This window comes from Bifidobacterium amazonense, assembly GCF_018555435.2.
GTDB lineage: Bacteria > Actinomycetota > Actinomycetes > Actinomycetales > Bifidobacteriaceae > Bifidobacterium > Bifidobacterium amazonense.
On sequence record NZ_JAFEJT020000009.1, the window covers coordinates 17,963 to 41,579 of the forward strand.

The 23,617-nt window shown below is 61.8% G+C and carries 8 protein-coding genes; 2 read left to right on the top strand and 6 right to left on the bottom strand.

Going from position 1 to position 23,617, the window contains the following annotated elements:
* Positions 1–162: 162 nt before the first annotated feature.
* The 6 genes from JS533_RS03525 to JS533_RS03550 form a co-directional block, all read right to left on the bottom strand.
* A complete protein-coding gene (locus tag JS533_RS03525) occupies positions 163–4,554 on the bottom strand; it encodes an InlB B-repeat-containing protein (protein ID WP_241513149.1) in 4,392 nt (1,463 codons plus the stop codon).
* Complete coding sequence (locus tag JS533_RS03530) at positions 4,551–11,480, bottom strand: Cna B-type domain-containing protein (RefSeq protein ID WP_241513150.1); 6,930 nt, start codon at positions 11,478–11,480, stop codon at positions 4,551–4,553. Before JS533_RS03530 ends, JS533_RS03525 begins: the two co-directional genes overlap by 4 nt.
* A 406-nt stretch (positions 11,481–11,886) precedes the next feature.
* On the bottom strand, positions 11,887–16,104 hold the full coding sequence (locus JS533_RS03535; RefSeq protein ID WP_241513151.1) for a SpaA isopeptide-forming pilin-related protein: 4,218 nt from the start codon (positions 16,102–16,104) through the stop codon (positions 11,887–11,889).
* A 417-nt stretch (positions 16,105–16,521) separates the two neighbouring features.
* Positions 16,522–17,952 carry a DUF4032 domain-containing protein gene (locus JS533_RS03540; protein ID WP_241513152.1) on the bottom strand — a complete coding sequence of 477 codons (1,431 nt, stop codon included), beginning with the start codon at positions 17,950–17,952 and terminating at the stop codon, positions 16,522–16,524.
* A gap of 27 nt (positions 17,953–17,979) precedes the next feature.
* Entirely contained in the window at positions 17,980–18,726 is a 747-nt protein-coding gene (locus tag JS533_RS03545; protein ID WP_241513153.1) for a hypothetical protein, read from the bottom strand.
* A gap of 830 nt (positions 18,727–19,556) precedes the next feature.
* Positions 19,557–20,684: an ABC transporter ATP-binding protein gene (locus tag JS533_RS03550; protein ID WP_033495042.1), complete on the bottom strand. Its 1,128-nt coding sequence runs from the start codon at positions 20,682–20,684 to the stop codon at positions 19,557–19,559.
* A gap of 394 nt (positions 20,685–21,078) precedes the next feature.
* On the opposite strand from JS533_RS03550, the gene JS533_RS03555 reads away from it, so the two are divergent.
* Positions 21,079–21,957, top strand: a complete 879-nt coding sequence (locus JS533_RS03555) for a LytR/AlgR family response regulator transcription factor (protein WP_241513154.1) — start codon at positions 21,079–21,081, stop codon at positions 21,955–21,957.
* Positions 21,954–23,336 (top strand): sensor histidine kinase, encoded by a 1,383-nt coding sequence (locus JS533_RS03560; RefSeq protein WP_241513155.1) that lies wholly within the window; start codon positions 21,954–21,956, stop codon positions 23,334–23,336. Before JS533_RS03555 ends, JS533_RS03560 begins: the two co-directional genes overlap by 4 nt.
* Positions 23,337–23,617: the final 281 nt, after the last annotated feature.

The window sequence follows — 23,617 nt, forward strand, 5'->3', positions numbered from 1 at the left end:
GCCTCCGGGATGGCGAAACGGCCGCGTCCCCGGTATCGGACTTGTTGCCGATACCGGGGGCGCGGCCGTTCGTATACCTGTCATTCGCATATCCGGAAACGGTCGTAACTGAGTTCACGCGGTGTGACGCGGACTCGGTTACGACCGTTTCCCGATATGAGGTCAGCTCTCGGAGTCCTTGGACCAGAGGGCGTAGAGGGTGCCGTTGCGGTCGATCGGGATGAGGCTCTTGCCGCTGGCGTCGAAGCCGAAGGCGCTGCCGCCGGTGAACGTGTTGGCATCGTACGAGCCACCCGCGAGGGCGTCGTTGCGCACGGTCGTCCACCCTTGGAAGGTGAAGCCATAACGCGTCGGCTTGGTCTTCGGCTTGGTCAGATAGTCGCCGTCAGACACGGTCTGCGTGGCGAACACGTGATTCTCCTGCCCATCGTTGTACTGGAAGTAGATCGTCCACTTCTGGCCCTTGATCCACTTGGCGTACAGCGTGACATCACCCGTCACCTTGGTCGGTTCGGCATCAGTCGCCGCATCGGAGCCATCGGTTCCACCGGTCGAGCCGCTCAGCCCGAACACGAACGGCGTCGTCAGATCCTCGTCCGTGTACCAGCCCTCGAACTCATAGCCTTCGCGGGCCGGTTCCGGCGTAGGCGTGGTGGCGTATCCGCCGTCGTCCACGGTCTGCGGGGTCACTGAACCAGTCGCACCCTCGTAGTTGAGGTCGAACGAGACCGTCCACACCTTCACCCACTGCGCGTACAGCTCAAGGTCGTCGTCCACGTTCGTCGAGGCGAAGTCGAACAGGTCGTTCAGTCCGTCCGCCTTCGTGCTCCAGCCCGCCAGACGATACCCGTCGCGCGTCATCTCCGGCTGGCTCATCGGCTTGCCGCCCTCCACGTACACGGTGACGTCGCCGCCATCAGCCGACCCGTCGTTGCGGTGCAGCGTCACTAGGTGCATGGTCGTGCCGGAGGGCGTCCACTTCGCGTACAAGGTCAGGTCGCTCTTCACCGGGGTGTCGAACACGTACGGAGTGTTGCCCGGCGTGCCGTCGTCCGCGACGTCCGTCACCCAACTCACGAAGTCGTAGCCGGCACGGGTGGGCGCGGCCGGCGCGGCCGCCGTCGCGCCGTACGCCACGGTCTGCGGATCCACCGTCGAAGCGCCGTCGCCGGTCACGAACGTCACCGTGTGCGTGATCTGCTTCCACACCGCGTACAGCGTGAGCTCGGCGGTGTCGTCGGCCACATGGGTGCCGTTGTCGCCGAACGTGAAGTCCGGCTCCGTGGCGTTCGGATCGGTGCTCCAGCCGAGCAGCTCGTAGCCTTCGCGATGTCCGGTCGGATCCTGGTTGGAGGCGATCGGCGCCACCGTGCCGCCGGGCAGCACGGTCTGCGAGCTGATGTCCCAGTCGAAGCCTGTATTGAACCGCACCACCTTGCCTTCGGTGTACTTGGCCCACAGCTTGAGTCGACCGGTCACCGGCGTCTTGCCGATCTCGAAGTCATTCTTGCCTTCCTCGTCGGTCGTCCATCCGGTGAGGACGTAGCCTTCGCGCTTCGGCACCTGGTTCTCGGCGATTGGCTGCACCACGCCGCCGACCACTACGGTCTGCGCGCTGACGTTCCAGTCGAACCGCGTTTCGAACGTCACGCCGACCACGGCCGGACGATGCGTGTAGATCGTTTCGTCGCCGGACACCAGCCAGATTTCGGCGGTGCCTTCGTCCGTCTGCCCGGCCTTGACCTGGATCGCGGACTCGGGGATCAGACGATCGTTGCCGTTCGGATCCTTGTCGCTCCACGAGTCGCCGCCCTTGCGCAGGATGAACTCGGGCGAACGGTTGCCCTTGGTCGGCTGGTCGAACGTGTATTCCGCGATCATGCCGTAGTCGTCGTGCTTGGTGAACGCCACCGGGAAGCCGGACTGTTCGCCCGACCACATCCACAGGTCCCAACCGTTCCACGTGTCGGAGTCGAGGTCGTATTCCTGGTAGTTGCCGTCGGCGCGCATGTAGTGCACGATCACCTTGAGCTTCTTCGGATTCTTCACGTCGTTCGGCGTGGGCACTTCGGCCGGGTTGCGCGATTCCTCGGACGAGTCGTACGACTGGTTCTCGGAGCCGTCCGCCCATGCCTCGATCGAGCCGCGCACCTTGGCGACCACCGAACCGTTCTGCGAGTCGATCACGGATGCGGTGTAGTCGCCGGTGCCGTCGACGGCAGCCGCGTCCGCGGAACCGTCCGAAGACGACACGATGCGGTAGTTCAGCGTCGTGAAGTCGCCGGCGACGGTCGTGGTCATGCGCTTGCCGTACGAGTCGCCGGTCGCGTCGAACCGGTGATACGCGGGGTCGAGCTTCTTGCCGAACACGTCCGTGCCCCATACGACCACGCCGGTCGCGTTCTGCTGTTCGGCGTTCGATGCGGCGGCTTTGAAGTGCACGGTGAACGACGTTGCGGACGACGCTTCGCATACGAACGGCACGCCGATCGTCTCGTCGTGGTTTTCGACCGCGGTGATGGCGGTACCGACCGCGTTCTCGTACGGCTTGTTGCCGCCGTCGGTCGAGTATCCGTTGCGGTAGTCCCATTCGGAGTCGTCGCCGCCGTTCGGATCGTTGGTGAACCGGTATCTGAGCCGCTGCGACGTGACGTCGTCGATGGTGATCTGGTACCAGCCGTCGGCCGCCGCGCACGAGCCGTCGGAGCCGGACGCCGACGCGACCGCCGTCATCCTGTGCAGCGCGCCGTTGAGCAGGTTGGTGCCGGACGCGTACTGGATGTACACGTTGTCGCCCCAGTCGGCCTTCGGCTTGTAGTAGATCGTGGTCGAGCCGTCGCCGATGCGGTCGGTGTTGACCTGGTCGTCGTAGCCGGAGTCGACGACCTCGTAGCCGTCGCCCCACGTGTCGGGCGTCTTGTCGGCATAGATCGCGACGGCGGAGCGCTTGCCCATCGTCACGGTGAACTTGCCGGCCTTGACGGTCACCTTGTTGCAGGTCTTGCCGGAGGAGTACACGTCGCAGTACACGCCGTCCTTGAGGTTGGTCTCGTAGGTTTCGTCGTGCTCCTGCAGCGTGTTGTTGATCGCGATGAAGCCGACGTCCTGGCCGTCGGCGGTCTGGCGCGCGAAGCCGATGTTGTTGGTGCCGTTGTCCTGCCAACGGCCGACCGTGGTGCCGGCGACCGCGTTGTGGAAGCCGATCATGCCGCGCACGGACGCCCAGCGCTGCTGGCACAGCCATTGTCCCTGCACGCGGTCGGCCGACGACGAGGACACGGATGCGGCGACCGCGGACGCGGTGTCGGAGGTGCTGCTTGCCGTGCACACGGTGTTGAAGTCGACGTACGGCGTGCTCTTGTCGGTGGTGCCGTCCGGACCGTCGTCGGAGTTGGCCGCCGTGAAGTAGTAGTCGGACATGATCTTCGGCTTGCCGTAATCGTATGCAAGCATGAAAGCGTTCGCCAGCTCGTACTTGGAACCGGAGTCGACGGTCAGCGTTTCGGAGCCGCGCGCGGTGTCCCAGTTGGAGACGAACACGGTGGCCTTGTCGCTCGGCAGCAGTCCGTTGGAGATGTTCTTCAGGTTGCCGATGTTGCCGTTGAAGTACTGGCGCAGCTGGTACGAGTACGAGAATTCGGTGACGTCGCCGTTGACCGTGTAGTTCTTCGGCGCGAGTTCCGCGGCTTCGCCCTGATGGTAGATGACCTCCTGCTGGAACGGGATGTCCGCCGCGGCGACGCCGATTTTCTCCGAAAGCTTGGCTTTGATGGCCTTCAGGTCATCGGTGCTGATGTGCTTCGCGGAGTCGATGCGGAAGCCGCTTACGCCGAGGTTCCACAGTTTGGCGAGGTATTCGGCCTGGATGTTCTGCACGCGGCTGGAGCCGGTGTTGATGTCCCACATGGTCGACAGGCGGCATTCCTGCACTTCGATCGCGTTCGTGTAGTCGGCGATGTTGGTACGGCACGAGTGGAAGTCGCCGGACGCGAGTCCGTACTGGTGGTCGTTGCCGCTTTCCTCATACTGGTAGATGCCGATGCCCGGGTAACGGCCGTAGGTGCCGTTGTAGGCGGTGCCGGCGACGCCGTACTGGTTGTCGACCCACGATACGTCGTGACCGGACGTGTGGTTGAGCACGACGTCGGCGATGATCCGCACGCCGGCCGCATGGCAGGTGGCGATCATGTCCTTCAGCTCGGCTTCGGTGCCGAAGCGTGAGTCGAGCGAGTAGCTGATCGGCTGGTAGACCGTCCACCATTGGGTGCCCTGCACGGATTCCTCCGGCGGGGAAATCTGCACGTAGCCGACGCCTTCAGGCCCGTAAACGCGCGTGCATTCGTCGGCGATCGTCTTCCATGACTGCTGGAACGCGACGACGGTCACGTCGCTGTCGTTGAGCGCTTTCGCGCCGTCCGCAGCGGTCTGCGTGGCGGTGGTCGTGGTCGCATCCGTCTTGTCCGCGACCGCCGTCGCCGCAGTGACGGCAGCCCCGCTCACCGCCATTGCCGCTCCCAGCAGCACGGCGACCATTTTTTGGGCGATCCGAATCATCGGGTGCCTCCCTTCTTGGCGAAACGACGGGCGAAGAACGCGCCGCTGAGCGCGATCATGGCGAAGCCGAGCATGAGATAGCGGGTGACGCCTTCGCCGCCGGTGTCGGGCAGGATCGGCACGATCGTGTTGGTGATCGTGTATCCCGTGGTCTGGTCGCCGGTGATGATCGGCGTCTGATAGCCGGGCAGCGATTCGACGGCCGTGCACGGCTGGCTGCCGTCCGCGTCGGTGCAGCTCATCTCACGCACCTCGTACGTCTTGTCCTTGCTGAGTTCCTTGAACGTATACGCCCAGTTGTTGCCGGCGTTCAATTCGACCGGCCGGCCGACCGCGGTCAGACCGCTCAGATTCTGCAGCGACTGTCCGGTCGTGCCCGTGTCCGGATTCGTTCCGGCCGCCTCGGTGAACGCGGTCGTCGTGGAGGCGAGCGTCTTCTCGTACAGCTGCACCCAGATCGACGTCGGACGTTTCCTATAGGCGTCGTCGTTGTCGTCCCACGCCTTGCGCACGGTCAGGTCAGTCTTGTTCGGCACGTTACGGTTGGACAGCGTGAACCGGTATGCGTTGACGTCGGTGGTGGTTCGGGTCGTGCCGGTCTGGTCCGCGGCGGCGTCGCCGCTGCCGGTCTGGCCGTCGGCGTTCGGGTACGTCGTGTCGTCGGTGAGTGACGCCGTGTAGTCATCCACGGCCTCCTCGGTGACGCTGTAGCGCAGCAGCTTGCCGTTGCGGTACTTCGGCAGATCTTTGAACGTGTAGGTCCACGTGTCGTCGGTCGAGTCAGCCTGCGCGTCGGTATCCGATGCCGATTCGACGGTGTCGGACTGAGCGGTATCGGACTGAGCGGTATCAGCCGCAGTCGTATCGGAGCCGGTACTGTCCGAATCGGACGTGGTCGCCTTGCTCGACTCGCTCAGCACCACGCAGCTCACGTTCTCCGCCTTGGAGCCCTTGCACTTATACGACTGCGGCTCCGGCCAGCCGTTGCCCGCATCCCACAGGCTGGTGAGCAGCCAGACGGTCACGTTCTTCGGCCGCTGGCCGTTGAAGTTCTGCGCGTCGTCCCAGACTTTGTTGACGGTCAGCGACACCGTTTCCGGCGTGTGCTTGTTGGTGATCGCGAACTGCTCGTTCGGGTGGTCAGCGTCGGCCGGCGTCTCCGTGAACGTGACGTTGCACTGCGTGCCGGTCGGGCTGCTGAACGTGCACACGCCCGAGTCATCGAAGTCGTTGTAGTCGGCCACCGGCGTCTCCTTGACGGAATACGTGTATTCGTAGCCGTACGCGTTCTTCTTCGGCAGGTTCTCGAGCGTCCACTTCCACTCGCCCTTGTCGTTCGGCTTGAGCGTGGTGACGATCATCGTCTCGGAGTAGTCCTCCAGCGTGCCATCGTCCTTCGGATGCTTGCTGGTGCCGGTCACGGTCACCTGAATCGCTTCAGGCCGCTTGCCATCCTGATTGTCGGCGTCGTTCCACGTCTTAGTCAGGTCGATGTTGCGCGAGTCAGGCTGGTGAATGTTGTAAATCACGACATCGTAGCCGTTTGCAGTAGACGACTTGACAATCGAGGCGTGATACTCGTCCTTGTTGTCACCGGTCAGCTCCTCGTTCACGGTGTACGTGATCTCGTCGCCCTTGCTGTCCTTAGCGTCCAAACCAGTCCAGTCATGTGACCAATTGTTGGTAGCGTTCAACTCCACGCGATACTGGTCACCGGTCATCTTTTCGCCGTTCTTGTACAGCACGGCCGTCACAGTCACGCCCTTACGCAGCTCAGTATCGCCACCGTCTTCCCAGCGCTTGGTCACGGACACGGCCGTGTACGACTTGGTCGCATCCTCCACGCGCACCAGGTTGCCGCCGCTGACTACGTCGCCGACCACGACCTTGCCGTTTTCCACGGTGAACGTGACCGGCTTGGAGGCCACGTCGTAGCCTTCCGGAGCTTTGGTTTCGGTGAGCTCATACGTGCCGTTGGGCAACTGGAACGTCTTCGGGCCATCCGCGGAGGACGCCCACGTGAGCGCCTTGCCGTCGGTCGAGATCGTCACGTCGGCCGGCACGTTGAAGCCCTTGTTGTCGAACGGCGCCTCATCTCCCTCGAACGTGGTGCCGGTCAGCTTGAACTCGGCGCCGGCGAGTTCGGCCACGCCGGTCACCGCGGTTTTGGAGACGGTCACGTTGGTGGTGTTGAGCTCGTCGGTCATGGTGATGATGTTGTTCTTGGCGGTGTCGCTGTTAACCGTCACCGTGCCGTCGAGGTTCACGGTGAACGCGATGTCGCGTGCCGGCTGGTAGCCGGACGGCGCCTGCGACTCGTGCAGGTTGTAGGTGCCTGGCACAAGCGTGATGTTGCGTGGCTTGCCAGTGGACACCCATTGAATCGGGTTGATGGTCTCGCCAGCCAGCGTGGTACCAGTGACGGTCAGCGTCGCGCCAGCGATCTCACCTACGCCGTCGGTCAGACTGACCTTGGAGATGGTGACATTGACCGGCTTGTAGATATCGGTCATGACGATCAGGTTGCCGTCCACGGTCTTGTCGTTAATCGTGACAGACAGTGAGTTGTCACTGTTACGCACAACTTTGAAGCTAATCGGATCGGCCACGTAGTAGCCGTTCGGCGCCTGCAGTTCGGTGAGCGTATACGAACCAGGCTTGAGTTCGACTACGTACGACTCACCAGCCTTGCTGGTCCACTGCTTGGTGACCTTGTCGCCGCTCTCGTCTTCCGTACCGTCGATTTCCATCTTCGCGCCGGCGATTTCCGCGCCGCCGAGGTCGCGTTTGGAGACGCGGATCTTCGTGTCGGTCGGATAGTGCGTGTTGGTGATGGTGATGTCACCCGTGCCGGTTACGCTGCCGCTGGTCGACACCGTGTAGCCGGATGGCGGATTGACTTCCTGCACGGTGTACGTGATGAGCGCACCGTTCTCGTACTTCGGCAGGTCGGTGAACTCACCCTTCCAGTTGCCATCAGCGTCCGGCGTGATCGTCAGCGTCTTGCCAGGCACGGCAACGCCGTTCGCATACAGCTGCACGATGACTTCGGTCGGGCGCAGATTGTCCTGGTCGTTCGCGTCGTTCCACACTTTGGTGACGGGCACGGAGACGGTTTCCGGCGTGTACGTGTTGGTGAACGTGGTGGTTGTCACGCCGTCCGTTTCGGTTGCGGTAGTGTCTGCGGATGTGGTCGTGTACCCGTTCTTATCCGCATTCACCTCGATAACCTGGTACGTAACGGTCTTGCCGCTTTCGCGCACCGGCAGATCAGTCCATTCAACCACGGCCTGCGCGTCCGGCGTGCTCTCGTTGATCACCTTCTCCTGGCCGACATTGGTCCATGTCGTACCGCCGTCCACGGACTTCCGCAGTTGGAATCGGGCCGGCTGTCGCTTGCCATCCTGGTTGTTGCCGTCGTCCCACTTCTTGCGGGCGCGGATCGACGTAACGTTCGAGCGGTCGGTGACGGTCAGATGCTTGCCGTCCTCCGACGAGACGGTCTTACCGTTGATGATGACCGCGCCGGAGTTCGTCACGGTGACGGCGATCGGATCGACCGGCTGGTAGCCTTCCGGCGCCGCGGTTTCAGTGAGCGTGTAGGAGCCGGGGGTGAGGTCCGTGAACTCGATCGCCGTATTGTTGGCGGTTGTCTGCTTCTGCTCGAACGTAGCATCGCCGTTCTTGGTCAGCGTAAACGTGGCACCGTTCAGCCACCGGCCCTGCTCGTCCTGCTTGTCGAGCTTGAACGAGCCCTTCTTGGCGCTTTCGTTGCTCACCGACCACAAGTAGTTCTGCAAGGTCACGTTGTCGCCCGCGGTGGCGATGGTCAATGCCTTACCGTTCACGGTTTTGCTCTGATAGAACGCCGCGTCGTGGCTGTTGCCGGGGAACACGACGTACAGCGTGGCGGGGTTGTTCTTGTCGTACTGGTAGCCGTCGGGCCCTTGCGTTTCGGTCACACGGTAGATCGTGTCCGCGTTCAGGCCGGTGACGGTCGACGTGTAGCCGGTGGTGCCGGACTGCAGGGCGCCGCTGACGGATTCGGCCTTGCTCGGCGTCCATGCGTCAACGTTGCCGTCCATGTCCACGGTGAGCTTGTCGACCTTGAACGTCGCGCCGTTGAGCGGCTTGGTCGCGTCGCCGTCAGCATACTTGTAGATCTGCAGCGAGTACAGGCTGGACGTGATGCCGCCCTGCGCCTCGATGACCTTGCCGGTCTGCGTGGTGCTGGACGTGCCGCTGTTGTTCGCGTATCCCTTCAGCACGATCGTATTGTTGCCAAGATTGTTGAAATCCTGCCCCGGCTTGAGCTGTACGGCGGCCTTGTACGTGATCGTGAGCGCGCGCGAGTCGGGCACGGTGAACGTGATCGTCCGCGTGTTCGGATCGTACGCGTACGTCGCGCCGGCCACTTCGGCCTTGGTGTTCTTGTCGGTGATGGTCACGCTGTCCATGCGCAGGGCGAGCGCCGCGCCGAGCTGGTCGGTGAGCGTGAGCGACTTGCCGTTGTTGAGCGTCGAACCGCCCGGATTCACGTTCACGGTGTAGTTGATGTACGGCGCAGTGTTCTTGTCGTAGACGCCCTTTTTGGCCACTAGGTTGCCGGGCTGAGCCCAGATGTCCGAGTTATCCGGCAGTTGGGCTTCGCCGTCGATGCTGATGACGGCACTGTTCTTGTACTGCCGGTTGTTCGCCAGCGCATCGCTGAAGTTCGCGAACGTGGTTTCGTATTCGATAAGCAGCGAGCCGCTCTGCGCCTTCTTGAACGCCGGGCTGCCCTTGGCGATGACGAACGTGAGCGTGTGGTCGCCGTTGTCGGTGACGGTCACGCCGCTGTACGTGTTGCCGTTGGAATCCTTGGCCACCATCGATCCGGGGACGTACTTGTGGTCGCCATATATCTGCCAGTTGTTGTCGGGAGCTTTCTCCCCATGAGAGAGCGTATCGGTGATGACCACGGACTGCGCGTCCGCAGGGATGTCGTGCACCTTGAGCTGCCAGCGCATGGCGTTGCGGCTCAGCGACGTACCGTTGCCGTCGTCTTTGTTCGACTGGCCGTACTTGTCCATGTTGTCGACCACCGGTTTGTGGCTGTCCGTAGCCTCCTTGTTCACGAACTCGACCGTGTTGTAGAACGTGGTGCCGGTCGGTGCGCCGTCGAGCACGGTGGACGTGTACGAGATGTACAGCTTGGTGTCCTTGTCGATCTTGTCGTTGAACGTGATCGTGAACGACTTGCGGTCGGCGGCGACCGTCTTGGTGACGCTGCCGTCATATTCCGTGGTCAGCTTGCTGTCGGTGTAGATCTTGATCTTGCTCGCGTCCGGGTCGAGCACCTGCCAGTCGGGCTTGACGTAGTTCTTGTCGTTCGTGTGGTCCTTGCCGTCGTCGTCGACCGTATCGGTGAGCACCTTGCCGGCGGGCAGGTCGTCCTTGGCCTTGAACGTGGTGAGCCACTGCAGCGTCTTGGCCTCGTTCGCTTCGCCGGTGTACTTCTTGCTCAGGTCCACGGCGTCCTTGCCGATCGTCACGGTGCCGCTGCCGGGCAGGTCGCCGCTGCCGTCGCCGGGCGTGACGGTCACGTCGTTCTTGTAGGTGATCTTGTCGCCGCTGCCGGACTCGGGCAGTTTCTCGACCTCGGTGGAATACTTGATCTCGTATCGCTGGTATGGCTTGCCGTTGTTGTCCGGCAGCGTCGCCTTGCCGCTGACCAGATCCGCCCACTTGAGGGTGGTTTCATGCGACTGCCAGTTCGCGTCGTAATACACGACCTTCACGTCGTCGGTCGGTTCCTTGAGGTTCTTGCCGAGCGCATCCTTGATCTTCGTGGCATCGGGCATCACGTCGCCGTCCTGGCCGGCAGTGACGGTGATCGTCCAGTCGATCACGGTGGCCTGCACGTCCTTGCCGTTCTCGTCCTTCTTGGTGACGGTGTTGGCCTTGCCGTTCTTTTTCACGGACCAGCTGTTGTTCAACCAGATGCTTTGCTCGGTGGTCTTCTTGTTCGTGGAATCGTCGCTGTAGTACTTGACCTTGTTCTTGACGAGGTCGGTCTTGCCGTTCTTGACAGCGTCGGCAACGGCCTGACGGTCGATCTTCACGCTGTAGCGTGCGTAGAGCACCTGGCCGTCGGTCATCTGATCGATGTTGGCGGTGAATCCCTTGTGGTCGGCGTTCTCCGTGCTCTGCCATGTACCGGTGTATTCCTGCGTGCAGTTGGCGTCCGTGTACAGCTTGAGCGTGCCGGGCTGGAGCGTGAGTAGGTCGCCCATCGTGTCTTCGAGTTTGACGTTCTTGTTGGAGCCGGTCGCGTGCACTTCGACGACGAAGTCGAATATGCTGGGGTCGTCGGTGGAGATGGCGCCGTTCTTCTGCGCCCACAGGCTGTGCTGTTCGTTGACGTCGACCTCGAGCGTGCCGATGCCGGGGAATTCGAAGGATGCGTTGCCACCGTTGTTACCGCCGGTTGATTCCTCGGTGATCGTGCCGTTGACGGTGACGTACGCCTTGATGTTGGAGCCGGTGTCGGCGCGGCTGAAGGTCGCCACCATACGGTTGCCGTTGACGGTGAACGTGCCACGCTCTCCGCCGTCCTCGCCGTAGATGGTGTAGGTTTCGCCGGATTTGAAGTTCAGGCCTTTGGGCAGGTCGTAGGTGAACTGGTCGCCTTCCTTGATGCCGCCTTTGCCGTCCGGGAAGGTCCAGTACAGCTTCATCCTGACCTCGTCGCCGTAGCTGACCTTCATGCCGGTGGTGTACGGCTTGCCGTTGATGGTGATGGAGGTGGCGTCCTTGTCGACCGGGGCTTGCGCGCTGCCGATCTCGTATGTGGATGCGGCCTGTGCGGTGTGTACGGTAATTCCGCCCACCAGTGTGGCGAAGACCATCGCCGCAACCGTCACCATGACTGCAAACGATTGCATCACGTTGTCAATAACCCCATGTCCGTGTGATGCACCCATCATCCCTCCAGCCACGCCTTCTTCATTGATATAGCTCTCAAAACCGCTAGAAATATAGGATAGACGCCTCTTGACAAAAATCAAAACCTGATACATGATGACCGATCGGTTATTAGCCATAGAGAAAATGGGGGGTTGAATACGTAATCAGAAAGTTGACGCCCACACTCCCCAAACCTTCGACCGGCCATGGTATCGATATCTCCATTGAAACCATTGAATTCCGCCGGGATTCATCCCGTCCATTGTCATTCCGCTTGCATTCCCCGACCGCGCTCCCCCGCACCGGCCGCCCAGCCGATCGCACTCCCCACATCGGCGTGTCGCGCCCGCCCGCACGGGACGGGCGCGACCATCCGTCAATCGATCAACGGCGACGCCGACGCGCAACGGCGCCGCCGGCGTAATACGACGCGCTCAGCGTCACCATCGCCGCACCCACGCCGATCATCATCCACGGTCCCACGCCGCCGGTCTCCGGCAATACGGAACCGGGATAATTGGCCAGCACCAGACCACCATTCGACTCTGCAAACGCGGGATTGCGCCGGTCCACGCCGGCGACCGGCTTGCCGGACGCATCGGCATCTGTCGCCCGAACCACGGTCGGCTCGTGGATCACCAGCTCCTTGTTCACAGGACCAGCCTCTACCGCAATCCGCCACTGGCAATCCGGCTGGTCGAAACCGTCCGGCGCCTTGGTTTCCACCAGGCGATAGACGCCGACCATCAGGCCGCCGAGCGACACCTTGCCGTCACCGTCACTGGTTCGCGCATCACCGACCTGTCGCCAATCGGAGCCCAGGGCATTCGTATCGATCAGCCCGCTTGTCGGCGCCTCGCCGGAACCGACCCAGCGGTACACGGTGAAAGTGGCACCGGCGAGCGGCTTGGTCTCCGCAGCGGAACCATCCACCTTGGTGAACGTGAACGTCGTCGTATCGGCGACCAATCCGACGCGCGTGTAGCCGAAGTCGATGTCGCTGACGGCCGAGACCGCCGCACCGCCCTCACCCTGCCTGGCTGTGGTGGTCTTTACGTGCGTGCCGTTGTAGGCGTGCGCGTCGTCGGCCACGTATTCGGCGACCGCATCGGCACCGGTGGGTGCGTTCATCACGAGCACCACCTGCACGGACTTGCCAGGGGCGAGCGTCGCATCGGTGCCGCCGGAGGTCTTGGTCAGGTCGATCGCCACGGCTTTAACCTTGGAATAGTCATAGTCGGCATGTGTGGACGGCGTGCAGTCGGACCAGACTTTGATGTTCGTCAATTTGCGGTAATACTCGTTGTCACTATCAGTCGGACCATACACCTTGAGATCATCACGCGTAGAGCAATACACCACCGGCGCGAATCCGTCGTCCGTGGCCTGCCGCACGTCCACGCTGCTGAGCGTACCCCGCCAGCGCGGTGTGCTCGTCGTCACTGCCTGATCCGAAGCTGACGTGTCGGTGCTCAGGTAGTTCTCCAGCGAATCGTAGAGCACGATGCCGCTGGCCGACGTGGAGGAGTCGGCGGTGTAGCGCAGACGGTATGTGTATTCTCCGCCCGCACGCAGCTTGACCTCGTTCTTCATGCCGTTCGTCCAGTCGATCTGCGTGCCGCCGCGGATGTGCTTGGTCAGGCCGGACGAAGATGATGTGATGAAACTGATACGGTTGCTCGCGTCGGCGTAGAGAAAACGGTTATCTGTGTTATTGGCAGTGAGGTTGGCGAGCGCAGACTTTTCGTCATCTCCCCATGAGCAGCCCGATGCGGTGGTGCACAACGTCTTGTCGTCCAAACCGGTCAGGTCATCGTTGTCGTCGCCTTTGGTGATGGTTTTGTTGCCGGATTCGTAGGCCACCACGTTATGCAATGGCTTGGCATTGTTGTTGTAGCCGTAATCGCCGGCGTCCTGCCATGAGATGTATGCGTCGAAATGCAGCGTCATCGTGGATTTGCCGGTGGCGTCGGTGTTGGACGTGCTGTATTGCACGTTCTTGTAACCGTTCGGCGCTTTCGCCGTGACCGTCAGCAGCGTTCGGCCACTGCCTTTGTAATTTGCGTGCGTCTGGATGTCGGTTACCGTCATCGCGGTGGTGTCGTCGGTCGCGGTGACGTTGACACTTGCGGTGTCCGGAACGACGCCGGCGGGCAGCAGATCGTAGAACGTACCGGACTGCTGGGGGTTCGCCCAGCCATTAATGACATAGTTGGAGGTGAAGATGCCGGATTCGCCCATGGTGACCTCGTACGGGATTTTCACGCGGCTGTTGACCGTGTCGTTGGTCGCCGTGCCGTCGATGGTTTTCTCTTTGACGGAGGTCAGGGAGAACGGGGTGAGTTTTTGCGTGGCGCTGGTGTGGCATAGGGGCACGCCCTGGAAGGGAGATGAGGCTGGGCTGTCAAGATACTGGAAATCATGCGAGAACGGAAGCGTGTTGAATTTGCCGTGCCAGCCGTTGGTGCCAGCGCTGCCAAGAAACATGCAGGCGCCGATGCTCGCGCCGCCGTTCACCTGTTCTCCGCGTTCCGCCTGCGCGAGGTTGAAGGCCGTCGGCCATTTCGATTTCGTGGCTTCCAGCTGCTTCTGCGTGTACACGGTCATGGTGTTGAAGTCGGTCAGCGTCACATAGTCGTCGCGCAGTTCCGCGGTCGAGGCCGTCTTACTGTCGTTGAGCTTGTGCAGCAGACCCTTGACGTGATCCGTCGGACGCAGCACCACGGACACGGCAAGGTTCAGTTCCACCGCCGCGGAGGACGCCGACTGGTAGACCGCCCTGACGGCCACGATGCTGCTATTGGAACCAGAAGTATAACCAGTATCGATGGATTTTGCGTTCTGGTACAGGTCTTGCAGCGTGAACACGCCCAATGTCTTCCATCCTTGGTTGACCCATGGCCCATCGCCATTCTTGCCGTAAAGCAGTCCTTCGATGGTCAACGTCGTCTTCCCCTGGTCGCTGCTCGGCGTGCGGGATACCAATCCCCAATCACCAGTATCGGTGAGCGCCCAGTCGGAGACATCGAATCCCGGGCTGGTCGTCAACGGCCGGTAATCGCTGCTTCCCTGCTGGTATCGGTAGTTGGACCAGTCGGTGGTTTTGGGGATGCCCACGCGCTCGATACTGAAATCCTCTGGCGTCAGTTCGGCATATCCCTTGGTGGGTTCCGGATAGTTCTCCTGATACCCGTCCGGGTACGTTCCGTTCTGTTCCATCTCGCCGGCGGTTTCCTCGCCGAACGCGAACATGTCGTCGATGAACTCGTGGCGCACATACTGCTGCCCGTAATCGCCCTGATCATCCGACGCGGTGCCATCCTCCGTGGTCAGAGCGTACGTTTGGGCGAAGTAGTGGTTCACGAAGGGGTACAGGTGTACATCGCTGTCATTCTCCAGCGCCGTCAACGCACCGAGCGTCTCACAAGAATTCCCTACTGCTAGGGCATCTGCGCCGGCCGCATAGACGTTGGGGGCGCATCCTTTGAACATGCGGTACAGATCCCCGCTATAGGAGAACGACTTGGTGTTGCCGATGGTTTTGCTGTCTTCGGCGTCCTTGGTGCTGGATCGGTCGTCGTCCTTGCCGGTGACGGTTGCGGAGACGCTGTTGGCGAGGGTGTAGCCGTCGTCGGCGGCCATCGCGGCGTCTAGGTCGCTCTGGCTGTATCCGGTGATCACGTAGTAGGTGTAGGTGCCGCCGCCGCTGATGGGTACCGTGCATTCGGTTTCCCACGCACCGCAGATCTGGTCGCCGTTTTCGTCGGTGATCGGTTTCTTGCTTGAGTCAAGGAACCCGACCGTCCAGCCATACAGATCGTCGGTCGGCCCGCCATCGTTGATGGTCACCGTTCCCGGCTGTTTGCCTTCCGCCTTTACGGTGATCTTCCACAGTACGTATCGTTCGCCGTCGCCGGCTGCGTCTTCAAATCCTTCCGGGATCGTGTCCGTCGTGCCGCTGTAGTCCTTCTCCACGTCGGTGATGATCAGGCTCGTGTTGATTTTAGCGGTGGTTTTGATGCTCTCCACTGGCTTGGCGTTGCCGGGGAGTTTGCCTGTGGAGATGATTTCGCCTTCGATGTACCCGTAGTAGTCCTTGCCCGGCGTGGTGTCCGCATCGGGAACTTCGCTGGGGTCGACACCATAGTTGACCTGCACGGAGAAGGTGGCGGCCGCAGAAACGGTGATCGCGTTGGTGAGCACGAATTCATGGGTACTCTCATCCACGGTGTAGCACAGGCCGTTGCCGCTGTTGTATCCTTCCGAGCATTCGGGTACGGCGATCTGCGTTTTGTCGATACCGGTCGGATTGCCGTCGCGGTCCTTGAACACGTATTGCGGGATGCGCCATTCGAGGCTGTTGGCGGGGATCATGTTGCCGCCTTCGGCCATGGACTGGCCTGAAGCGCTCAGGTCGAACTGCGCCAGAGGCCGCACGGTACCCGCGTTTCCGTCGAATGACTGGAGCATCAGGGTAGGAACATAGCTTCCGGCACTGTTGCTCCACACCAGCCAGTACGCGTCCACGCTGGTCACGGTGGAGGTGGCGCCGTCGTCCGCGCGCGCCGTCGATCCGCCGACCAACCAACACGACAGCAGCACCGCCGTTGTCACCACTATAGACGCAAACGTTTGCACAAGTGAGCGGTCATATCCGTGACGTTCTTGCCGAGCCATGCGTCCTCCCAACCGAGCATCTTCTTCTTTGACCGACGCTTTCCGTCTTTTCTAGTGAGCAGTATACCTCTCGACACCTACGGAAACAACAGGAACGTTCAGATTCCAGATTTCCGCAGCCGGCATATCGCACTTTCATTCTTCTTGCAGCAAGTGAACGATCCCATGCAGAAAGCAAGCAGAACGCAAACGTATGCAACATCAGCCGCGAGCATCGACTTCATACTTTGTCATATACAACGCCGGAATCATCCCACTCCAAAACAAAACGGCGGTGCCATTCCAAACGGAACGGCACCGCCGTCATGCCTTATCAACGCCGCGCATCAACGATCGTCGCGCTCAGTGGCTCCACACCGCCGCGTCCGGGTCGTCGTCCGGGTTGTAGTCGTCGTCATCATCGTAGTGCGACGCAGCGTTCTCGTTGTACGTGTACTCGTCGTCGACCACGCCGGAATCGGCCTCCGCGTTGAGCGCGTCGAGATCCTTCTTGTCGAGCTTGTACTGCGGCAGCACGTTCTCGATGTAGCTCTTCACGGCCTCGGCCATCGGCACGTCGTGACCAGCCTTCTCCGCCAGGAACCAACGGTGATCGAGCACTTCGTGGAAGAACTGCGCCGGCTCGATCTGCGAACGGTACTCGCGCGGGATCATGCGCACGGTCGGCTCGTACACTTCACGCATCCAGTCCGTCGCGACGATCTCCAGCTCCTCACCCTCGCGCCACGTTGACGCACGGTACGCATCCAGATCGTTGAGCAGTCGGCGAGCCTGGTTCTCCTGCACGTCCAAACCGGTCAGACGCAGCAGCTTGCGCGACGCGTAGCCCGCGTCGACCACGCGCGGCCGCACGAGCACACGCTTGCCGTCGTCCGCGGTCTTCATCTCCAGCTCGTCCACGTCGAAACCGAGCTCATTGAGCTTGTTGACGCGCTTCTCGATCTTCCACATCTCGTCCGGACCGAACTTGTCCGTGTCCGTCAGTGCGCTCCACAGCGAATGGTAGCGGTCGGCGAGACGGTTGCCGACCTCAATCTCGTCGACGTCGCTCGGCAGCAAGCGGCCGGACGCAAGATCCATGAGTTCGCCGATGATGTTCGTGCGGGCGAGGTCGATATCGTACTCGCGCTGGCCCTCGGTCAGATTCACGTGCAGATCGCCGGTTTCGGCGTCGACCAGGAACGCGGAGAACGCGTCGGCGTCGCGCAGGAACAGGACGTTCGACAGCGAGACGTCGCCCCAGTAGAAGCCGGCCAGATGCAGACGGACCATGAGCACGGCCAGCGCGTCGATCAGACGCTCGGCGGTGTCGGGGCGCAGGTTGCGGGCGAACAGCGCGCGGTACGGCAGCGAGAACTTGAGATGCTTGGTGACGAGGATCGCCTCGAGCGGCTCGCCTTCACGGTTGTGACGGCCGGTCACCACGGCGATCGGCTGAACGGTAGGCAGGTCGAGCTTCTGCAGGCGACGCAGCAGCTCATACTCGCGCTCGGCCACCTGACGGGTGATCTCCTTCATCGCGTACACCTCGTCGCCCACGTGCACGAAACGCACGACGTGGCGGGAGATGCCTCGCGGCAGGTTGGCGAGCAGCTCCTGAGGCCATGTGGCGAGCGGCTTCTCCCACGGGAGGGTGAACATCTTCGGGTTCGAGCTGGCGGCGGTGATCTTCAGGGCCTGCGGCTCGGGAGTCTCTGCGGACGCGTCCTCGGCTTTGACGGACGTGGCCTTAAGGGCGCGGGGGTCCAGTTGGGTCAAATCGTTAACTTCCATAACCCTCCATCGTACTGGCACAGGCGGTCACGGGCGACGAACATCAGGCACGCCGGCGGCACTCACCTCGCCGCGCCCCAACGCGTTGACGAAACCGTGAACCCACTCGTCCGAATCGGTCGCGGAATCAGCTTTGCACACGGCGAACGCGGAATAGTACGGACTGTCGCAGTCCATCGTCGCACGGTACGCCCGGAAATTGTCCTCGGCATCCCCGACCTTCTCGAAACCGCGCAGCACGCCGCTGCCGGGCCACCAGTCCAACCGGTACGTGGCTCCCCTGCCGTTGCTGGTCACGTACGTTTCCAGTCTGCGGATCATTCCATTCGCACTGCCGCCGCTCATGCTGATCCACGTATGCTCCGACCGACTGCGCGTGCCGTCGACGGCGTAATCAAAATAGAACGACGTCGAGCTGTGCGAACCTCTGTTGCTCTGCGATCGGTACTCCTTGTAGTACACGTTCGTGATGTACAGCGTTTCCGGACCGCCCGCCATGTCCACCGCGGTCCGCTGCGCCTGGCCGGCCATCATGATCAGTCCGAGCACGATCACGATGACGCCGCCGGTGATCGAAGCGAACCTGTTGCAGAACCAGCCGACAATGCCCGGACCAAACGCGGAGCAGGCATCCGGGTCGCGTTCCACCCGACGTTTTTTGAGACCAAGCAGCAGCATCAGCACACCGAACAGCGTGAACAGCATCACCAATACAAGCAGACCGACCGGGCCGGCTTCGACTGCGAACGCATTGTTGCGCACCTCATCGGCCATGACGAAAACAGGATGATACGGCAACGGTCGCCCCCCCCCCTCGATGCGCAGATGATCCAACTCCCACCTTACAGGCAGCTCCGCCCCCGCCTCCTTGTCCACCCATTCGCGTTTCGGCTCATACAACTCAGTGAAGGCGCGCATGATAAAAAGCCTGATGCCAGAGGAATCCGTGGTCGGGGGATATTCGGTCAACACCATGCCATATCAGGTCACGCGATGGAATTTCCGCCCGTTTTGCCATCGCGTGACCCGATATGTGTTCACGCGATGGAATTGACCCGTTTCAATCCACCCCGTGACCGCGGAATCCGGGTTTGGGAAGCGGTTGCGAGGTCACGCGATGGCATTTCTGCCCGTTTTGCCATCGCGTGACTCCGTCATTGATCACAGGATGGCAAAATCGCCTGTTTTTCCATCGCGTGACCTCAAAATCGGGGTTTGTGAGGTCACGCGATGGCATTGACCCGTTTCAATCCATCGCGTGCCTGATCGGCCGGTCACACGACGGCAAAACCCCGCATTTTTCCATCGCGTGACCTCGTGAGACTCGCATGACCCACATGAGGCCATATGCGCAGTCAGACCGCACCAGGTCGGGCGCACAAAAAACCGAGATGGCATCCGCACTATGCCAGAGGAATCCAAAACACCACGTTTAGTTCCTATAAGCCCAATCCACAGAACACGATTTGCGGCAAAAAGAAAGGCCCCGCTACCACGCGGGGCCTTTCCAACGAGGCCTAAGAGAGGAAGAGAATGCCTCGTTTAATGGTTGACATGGTTTTCTCCCATGCCAAGTATCTATCGGGCCAGGATCGGCCGATCGACTAGTTCAGACGCAGCTCGGTCGACGGAGCGAACAGGTGCATCTTGGACGGATCGATCTTGATCTTGACGGTGTCGCCGACCTTCGGGAGCGCACGCGGGTTCACACGAATCGTGGTGAGCTTGTTCTGGTCGGACATGACCTGGGAGGCCTCCGCGGCGGAACCATCGGTGATGATGTTGCCGTAGATGTAGCCGTCGGAACCCAGATCCTCGACGTTGACGACCTTCAGCGAGAACGCGTTCGGATCATCCGGGGTAGCCAGGGAGGCGTCCTCCGGACGGAAGCCGACGACGATCTTGTTGCCGTCCTCGGCGGTCAGCTTGGCGACCGCTTCCTTCGGCAGATCGACGGTGTCCTCACCGATCTTCGCCTTGCCGTTGACCACCGGGTGGGTGTTCAGGTTCATCGACGGGGAGCCGATGAAGCCGGCGACGAAGACGTTGGCCGGACGATCGTACAGCTCGGTCGGGGCGCCGACCTGCTGCAGGATGCCGAGCTTGATGACGGCGATGCGATCGCCCATCGTCAGAGCCTCGGTCTGATCGTGGGTCACGTACAGGGTGGTGACACCCAGCTGACGCTGCAGAGCGGCGATCTGGGTACGGGTCTGGACACGGAGCTTGGCGTCGAGGTTGGACAGCGGCTCATCCATGAGGAAGACCTTCGGCTCACGGACGATTGCACGGCCCATGGCGACACGCTGACGCTGACCACCGGACAGAGCCTTCGGCTTGCGGTCGAGGTACTCGGTCAGGTCGAGGATCTCAGCGGCCTTCTCGACGCGCTTGCGGATCTCGTCCTTCGGGGTGCCGGCGATCTTCAGGGCGAAGCCCATGTTGTCGGCGACGGTCATGTGCGGGTACAGAGCGTAGTTCTGGAACACCATGGCGATGTCGCGGTCCTTCGGCTGCATCGTGGTGACGTCCTTGCCACCGATGAGGATGCGGCCCTTGTTGACCTCTTCCAGGCCAGCGAGCATGCGCAGGGTCGTCGACTTACCGCAGCCAGACGGACCAACCAGCACCAGGAACTCGCCGTCCTTGATATCCAGATTCAGATCATCCACCGACGGCTTGTCGTTGCCCGGGTAGATACGAGTGACATGGTCAAAAACGACTTCTGCCATAATGTTTCATCCTTTCAGAGACAGGTACGTGTCTCACGATCCGTTGTAAAGGGATTTTTGGTTGTTGCTGTGCTTCAGTCCACGACTTCCCACATTGGCTAAGTCTCAAACCTCGGCGTTTAGTTATCTTCGGTTCGTTGAAGATCTCTTCGCTGAGCCACGTTCCACTATACACGCCGTCCGCCCCGCGTCAACGGCGTGTTCAGCCGTTTCACCCATCTCATCGACGAAACCCCGCACCAATACACGGACTTAATCAACCGCTCGAACAATCACACCCCACCCGTCCCGGCGTGTCGCGCTCCACGCGTTTCCACGCCAATCCGCAGATCCGCATATCCGCGCAACGGCCGGGTAGAATCGAACCACAGACACAACAGGGAGGTCCGGGTCCATGAGGGAAATCCGCATCGGCGTGGTCGAGGACGATCCGGCGGCATGCCAGCGCGTGCTGGACTATCTCAAGCAATACCAATCGGAAACCGGCGAACGGTTCGTCGTATCCGTGTTCGACGACGGCGCGAAAATCGTCGAATCATACGCGCCCGTCTACGACATCCTGCTGCTCGACATCGAAATGAAGGAACTCGACGGCATGGCCGCGGCCCGACGCATCCGCGAACGCGACGACTCGGTCGTCATCATCTTCATCACCGCGGCGCCGCAGTACGCGATCAGCGGCTACGAGGTGCAGGCGCTGTCCTACCTGCTCAAACCGGTGCCATGGTTCGCATTCAAGCAGGAGATGAAACGGTCGATCGACATGGTCCGCCGCCGCGGCGACCAGGCGATCCTCATCGACGCCGGCGGCCATCAGCAGCGGCTCGAACTCGCCGACGTCGTCTACGTCGAATCGATCCGACACACGATCGTCATCCACACGCTCGGCGGCAAACTGTCCGTCACGGGCACGCTCAAGGACTACGAGACGCGGCTCGCGGAGCATGATTTCTTCCGCTCGAACTCCTGCTATCTGGTCAATCTGCGGCATGTGACCGGCGTGGAGGACCAGGACTGCATCATGTCGGACGGCGAGCGGCTGCGCGTCAGCCGGCCACGCAAGAAGGCGTTTCTCGCGGCGCTGGCCGACTACATGAGCATGGGCGGCGCGACGCGCGGCCTTGACGCGGGCGGGCCGGCAGCCGGTTCGGCGAACGGCGTGACCATCGGTTCGACGGGAGGCCCGACGGGAGGCCCGACGGGAAGTCCAACGACCAACCTGGCGGCGGCCCCGACAACCGTTCCAGCCACCGCGAAGGACGGCGGCCGATGAACGGCGCGATCACCAACGCGCTGCCGGACATCCCCCGGCTGTACACGGCGATCTGCGAGTGGGCGGCGTGCGTGATGTACCTACTGGTCATCTACCGCCGTGTGCCGCTGCCGCGAACGATCGCAACATGCGCGGTCGGACTGGCCGCGATGATCGGCATCCAATATGCGGCCGGCACGATGCCGATCTGGCTGTGGGTGGCCGGCATGCTGCTCGCGTTCGCCGGCATGTACATGATCATCTGGCTCGGATCGGGCACCGGCAAACGCGAGGGACTCTACGTCACGGCCCGCGCGTTCGTGCTTGCCGAACTCGTCGCGTCGCTGCACTGGCAGCTGGCCACGTTCCTGAGCGTCGGCGGCGCGAGGCACGACGGACCATCCTCCCTGGGCGGTGCAGGCGGCACGGACGGCACGGGCGGCGCACTCTCATGGCTGTCGTGGCAGTCGATCCTGATCCTCGTCGTCTCCTACGCGATCTGCTTCGCCGCGGCGTGGCTCGTCGAACGCGGCAACTTCAGCCACGACGCCCCCACGACCACCACGGCGCAGCTGGCGATCGGCACGGTGGCGATCACCGTGGTGACGTTCGCAATGAGCAACCTGAGCTTCGTCTCCACGAACACGCCGTTCTCAGGCTCGGTCGGGCAGGAGGTGTTCTACATCCGCACGCTCGTGGATTTCTGCGGTTTCGCGATCCTGTACGCGCAACAGGAGCAGGCACGGCGCATGGAGGCGAGCATGGAGCTCACGTCGATCAACGCGCAGCTGGAAAGCCAGCATCAGGAATACCTGGCATCCAAGGAGAACCTGGAGTCGATCGGCCGGCTTGCGCACGATCTCAAGCATCAGATCGCGGCGTTGCGGGCCGAGGTGGATCCGCAGCATGCGACGGCCGGATTCGAGCAGCTGGAACGGTCGGTGGCCGAATACAGCGCGCAGCAGCATTCCGGCAACCCGGTGCTCGACGTGATCCTGACCACGAAGACGCGCGCCTGCGAGGAGCGCGGCATCACGCTCACCGCCGTGGCCGACGGCTCGCTGCTGGCCGGCATGTCGTCGATGGACATCGCCTCGCTGTTCGGCAACGCGCTCGACAATGCGATTGAAGCGACGTCGCGGCTCGCCGATCCGCAGCAGCGGCTGATCCGGCTTGCACTGTACGGGCAGGGGCGGTTCACGGTGATCCGCGTGGAGAACTACTACGATTCGACGCTGCGCAAGGACGCGGCGGGCAACCTGCGCACCACCAAGCGGGACGCGTCACGGCACGGGTTCGGCGTCAAGTCGATCCGTCACATCGCCGCGCAGTACGGCGGCGAGGTGACGATCCGCACCGAGGACCACTGGTTCACGCTCACCGTGCTGCTGCCGCGGTGAGCGTTCCACACCGCCGTGGCGATGCCGGTCTCGCCAGCCAGTTTGACGATTGAGAGGCTGATTTCGCCTGACGCAGGGGTCAGTTTGACGATTGAGAGGCGACCTCCACCTGAACAACCTCTGATATCGGGCCGATTCCTGTGGATTTGAAGCCCTTTTGCCACCGGCTATCCGGGAATAGTCGCCTCTCAATCGTCAAACTGACCCTTGCAAGGCGGAAAATCAGCCTCTCGATCGTCAAACTGCATCGGCTTCTGCAAACTGCGAGGCAGATTGCGAAA

Excerpts from the sequence above, each read along its gene's own strand:
- JS533_RS03540 (WP_241513152.1), bottom strand. The coding sequence starts at position 17,952 with ATGGAAGTTAACGATTTGACCCAACTGGACCCCCGCGCCCTTAAGGCC.
- JS533_RS03545 (WP_241513153.1), bottom strand. The coding sequence starts at position 18,726 with ATGGCCGATGAGGTGCGCAACAATGCGTTCGCAGTCGAAGCCGGCCCG.
- JS533_RS03525 (WP_241513149.1), bottom strand. The coding sequence starts at position 4,554 with ATGATTCGGATCGCCCAAAAAATGGTCGCCGTGCTGCTGGGAGCGGCA.
- JS533_RS03555 (WP_241513154.1), top strand. The coding sequence starts at position 21,079 with ATGAGGGAAATCCGCATCGGCGTGGTCGAGGACGATCCGGCGGCATGC.
- JS533_RS03560 (WP_241513155.1), top strand. The coding sequence starts at position 21,954 with ATGAACGGCGCGATCACCAACGCGCTGCCGGACATCCCCCGGCTGTAC.
- JS533_RS03530 (WP_241513150.1), bottom strand. The coding sequence starts at position 11,480 with ATGCAATCGTTTGCAGTCATGGTGACGGTTGCGGCGATGGTCTTCGCC.
- JS533_RS03550 (WP_033495042.1), bottom strand. The coding sequence starts at position 20,684 with ATGGCAGAAGTCGTTTTTGACCATGTCACTCGTATCTACCCGGGCAAC.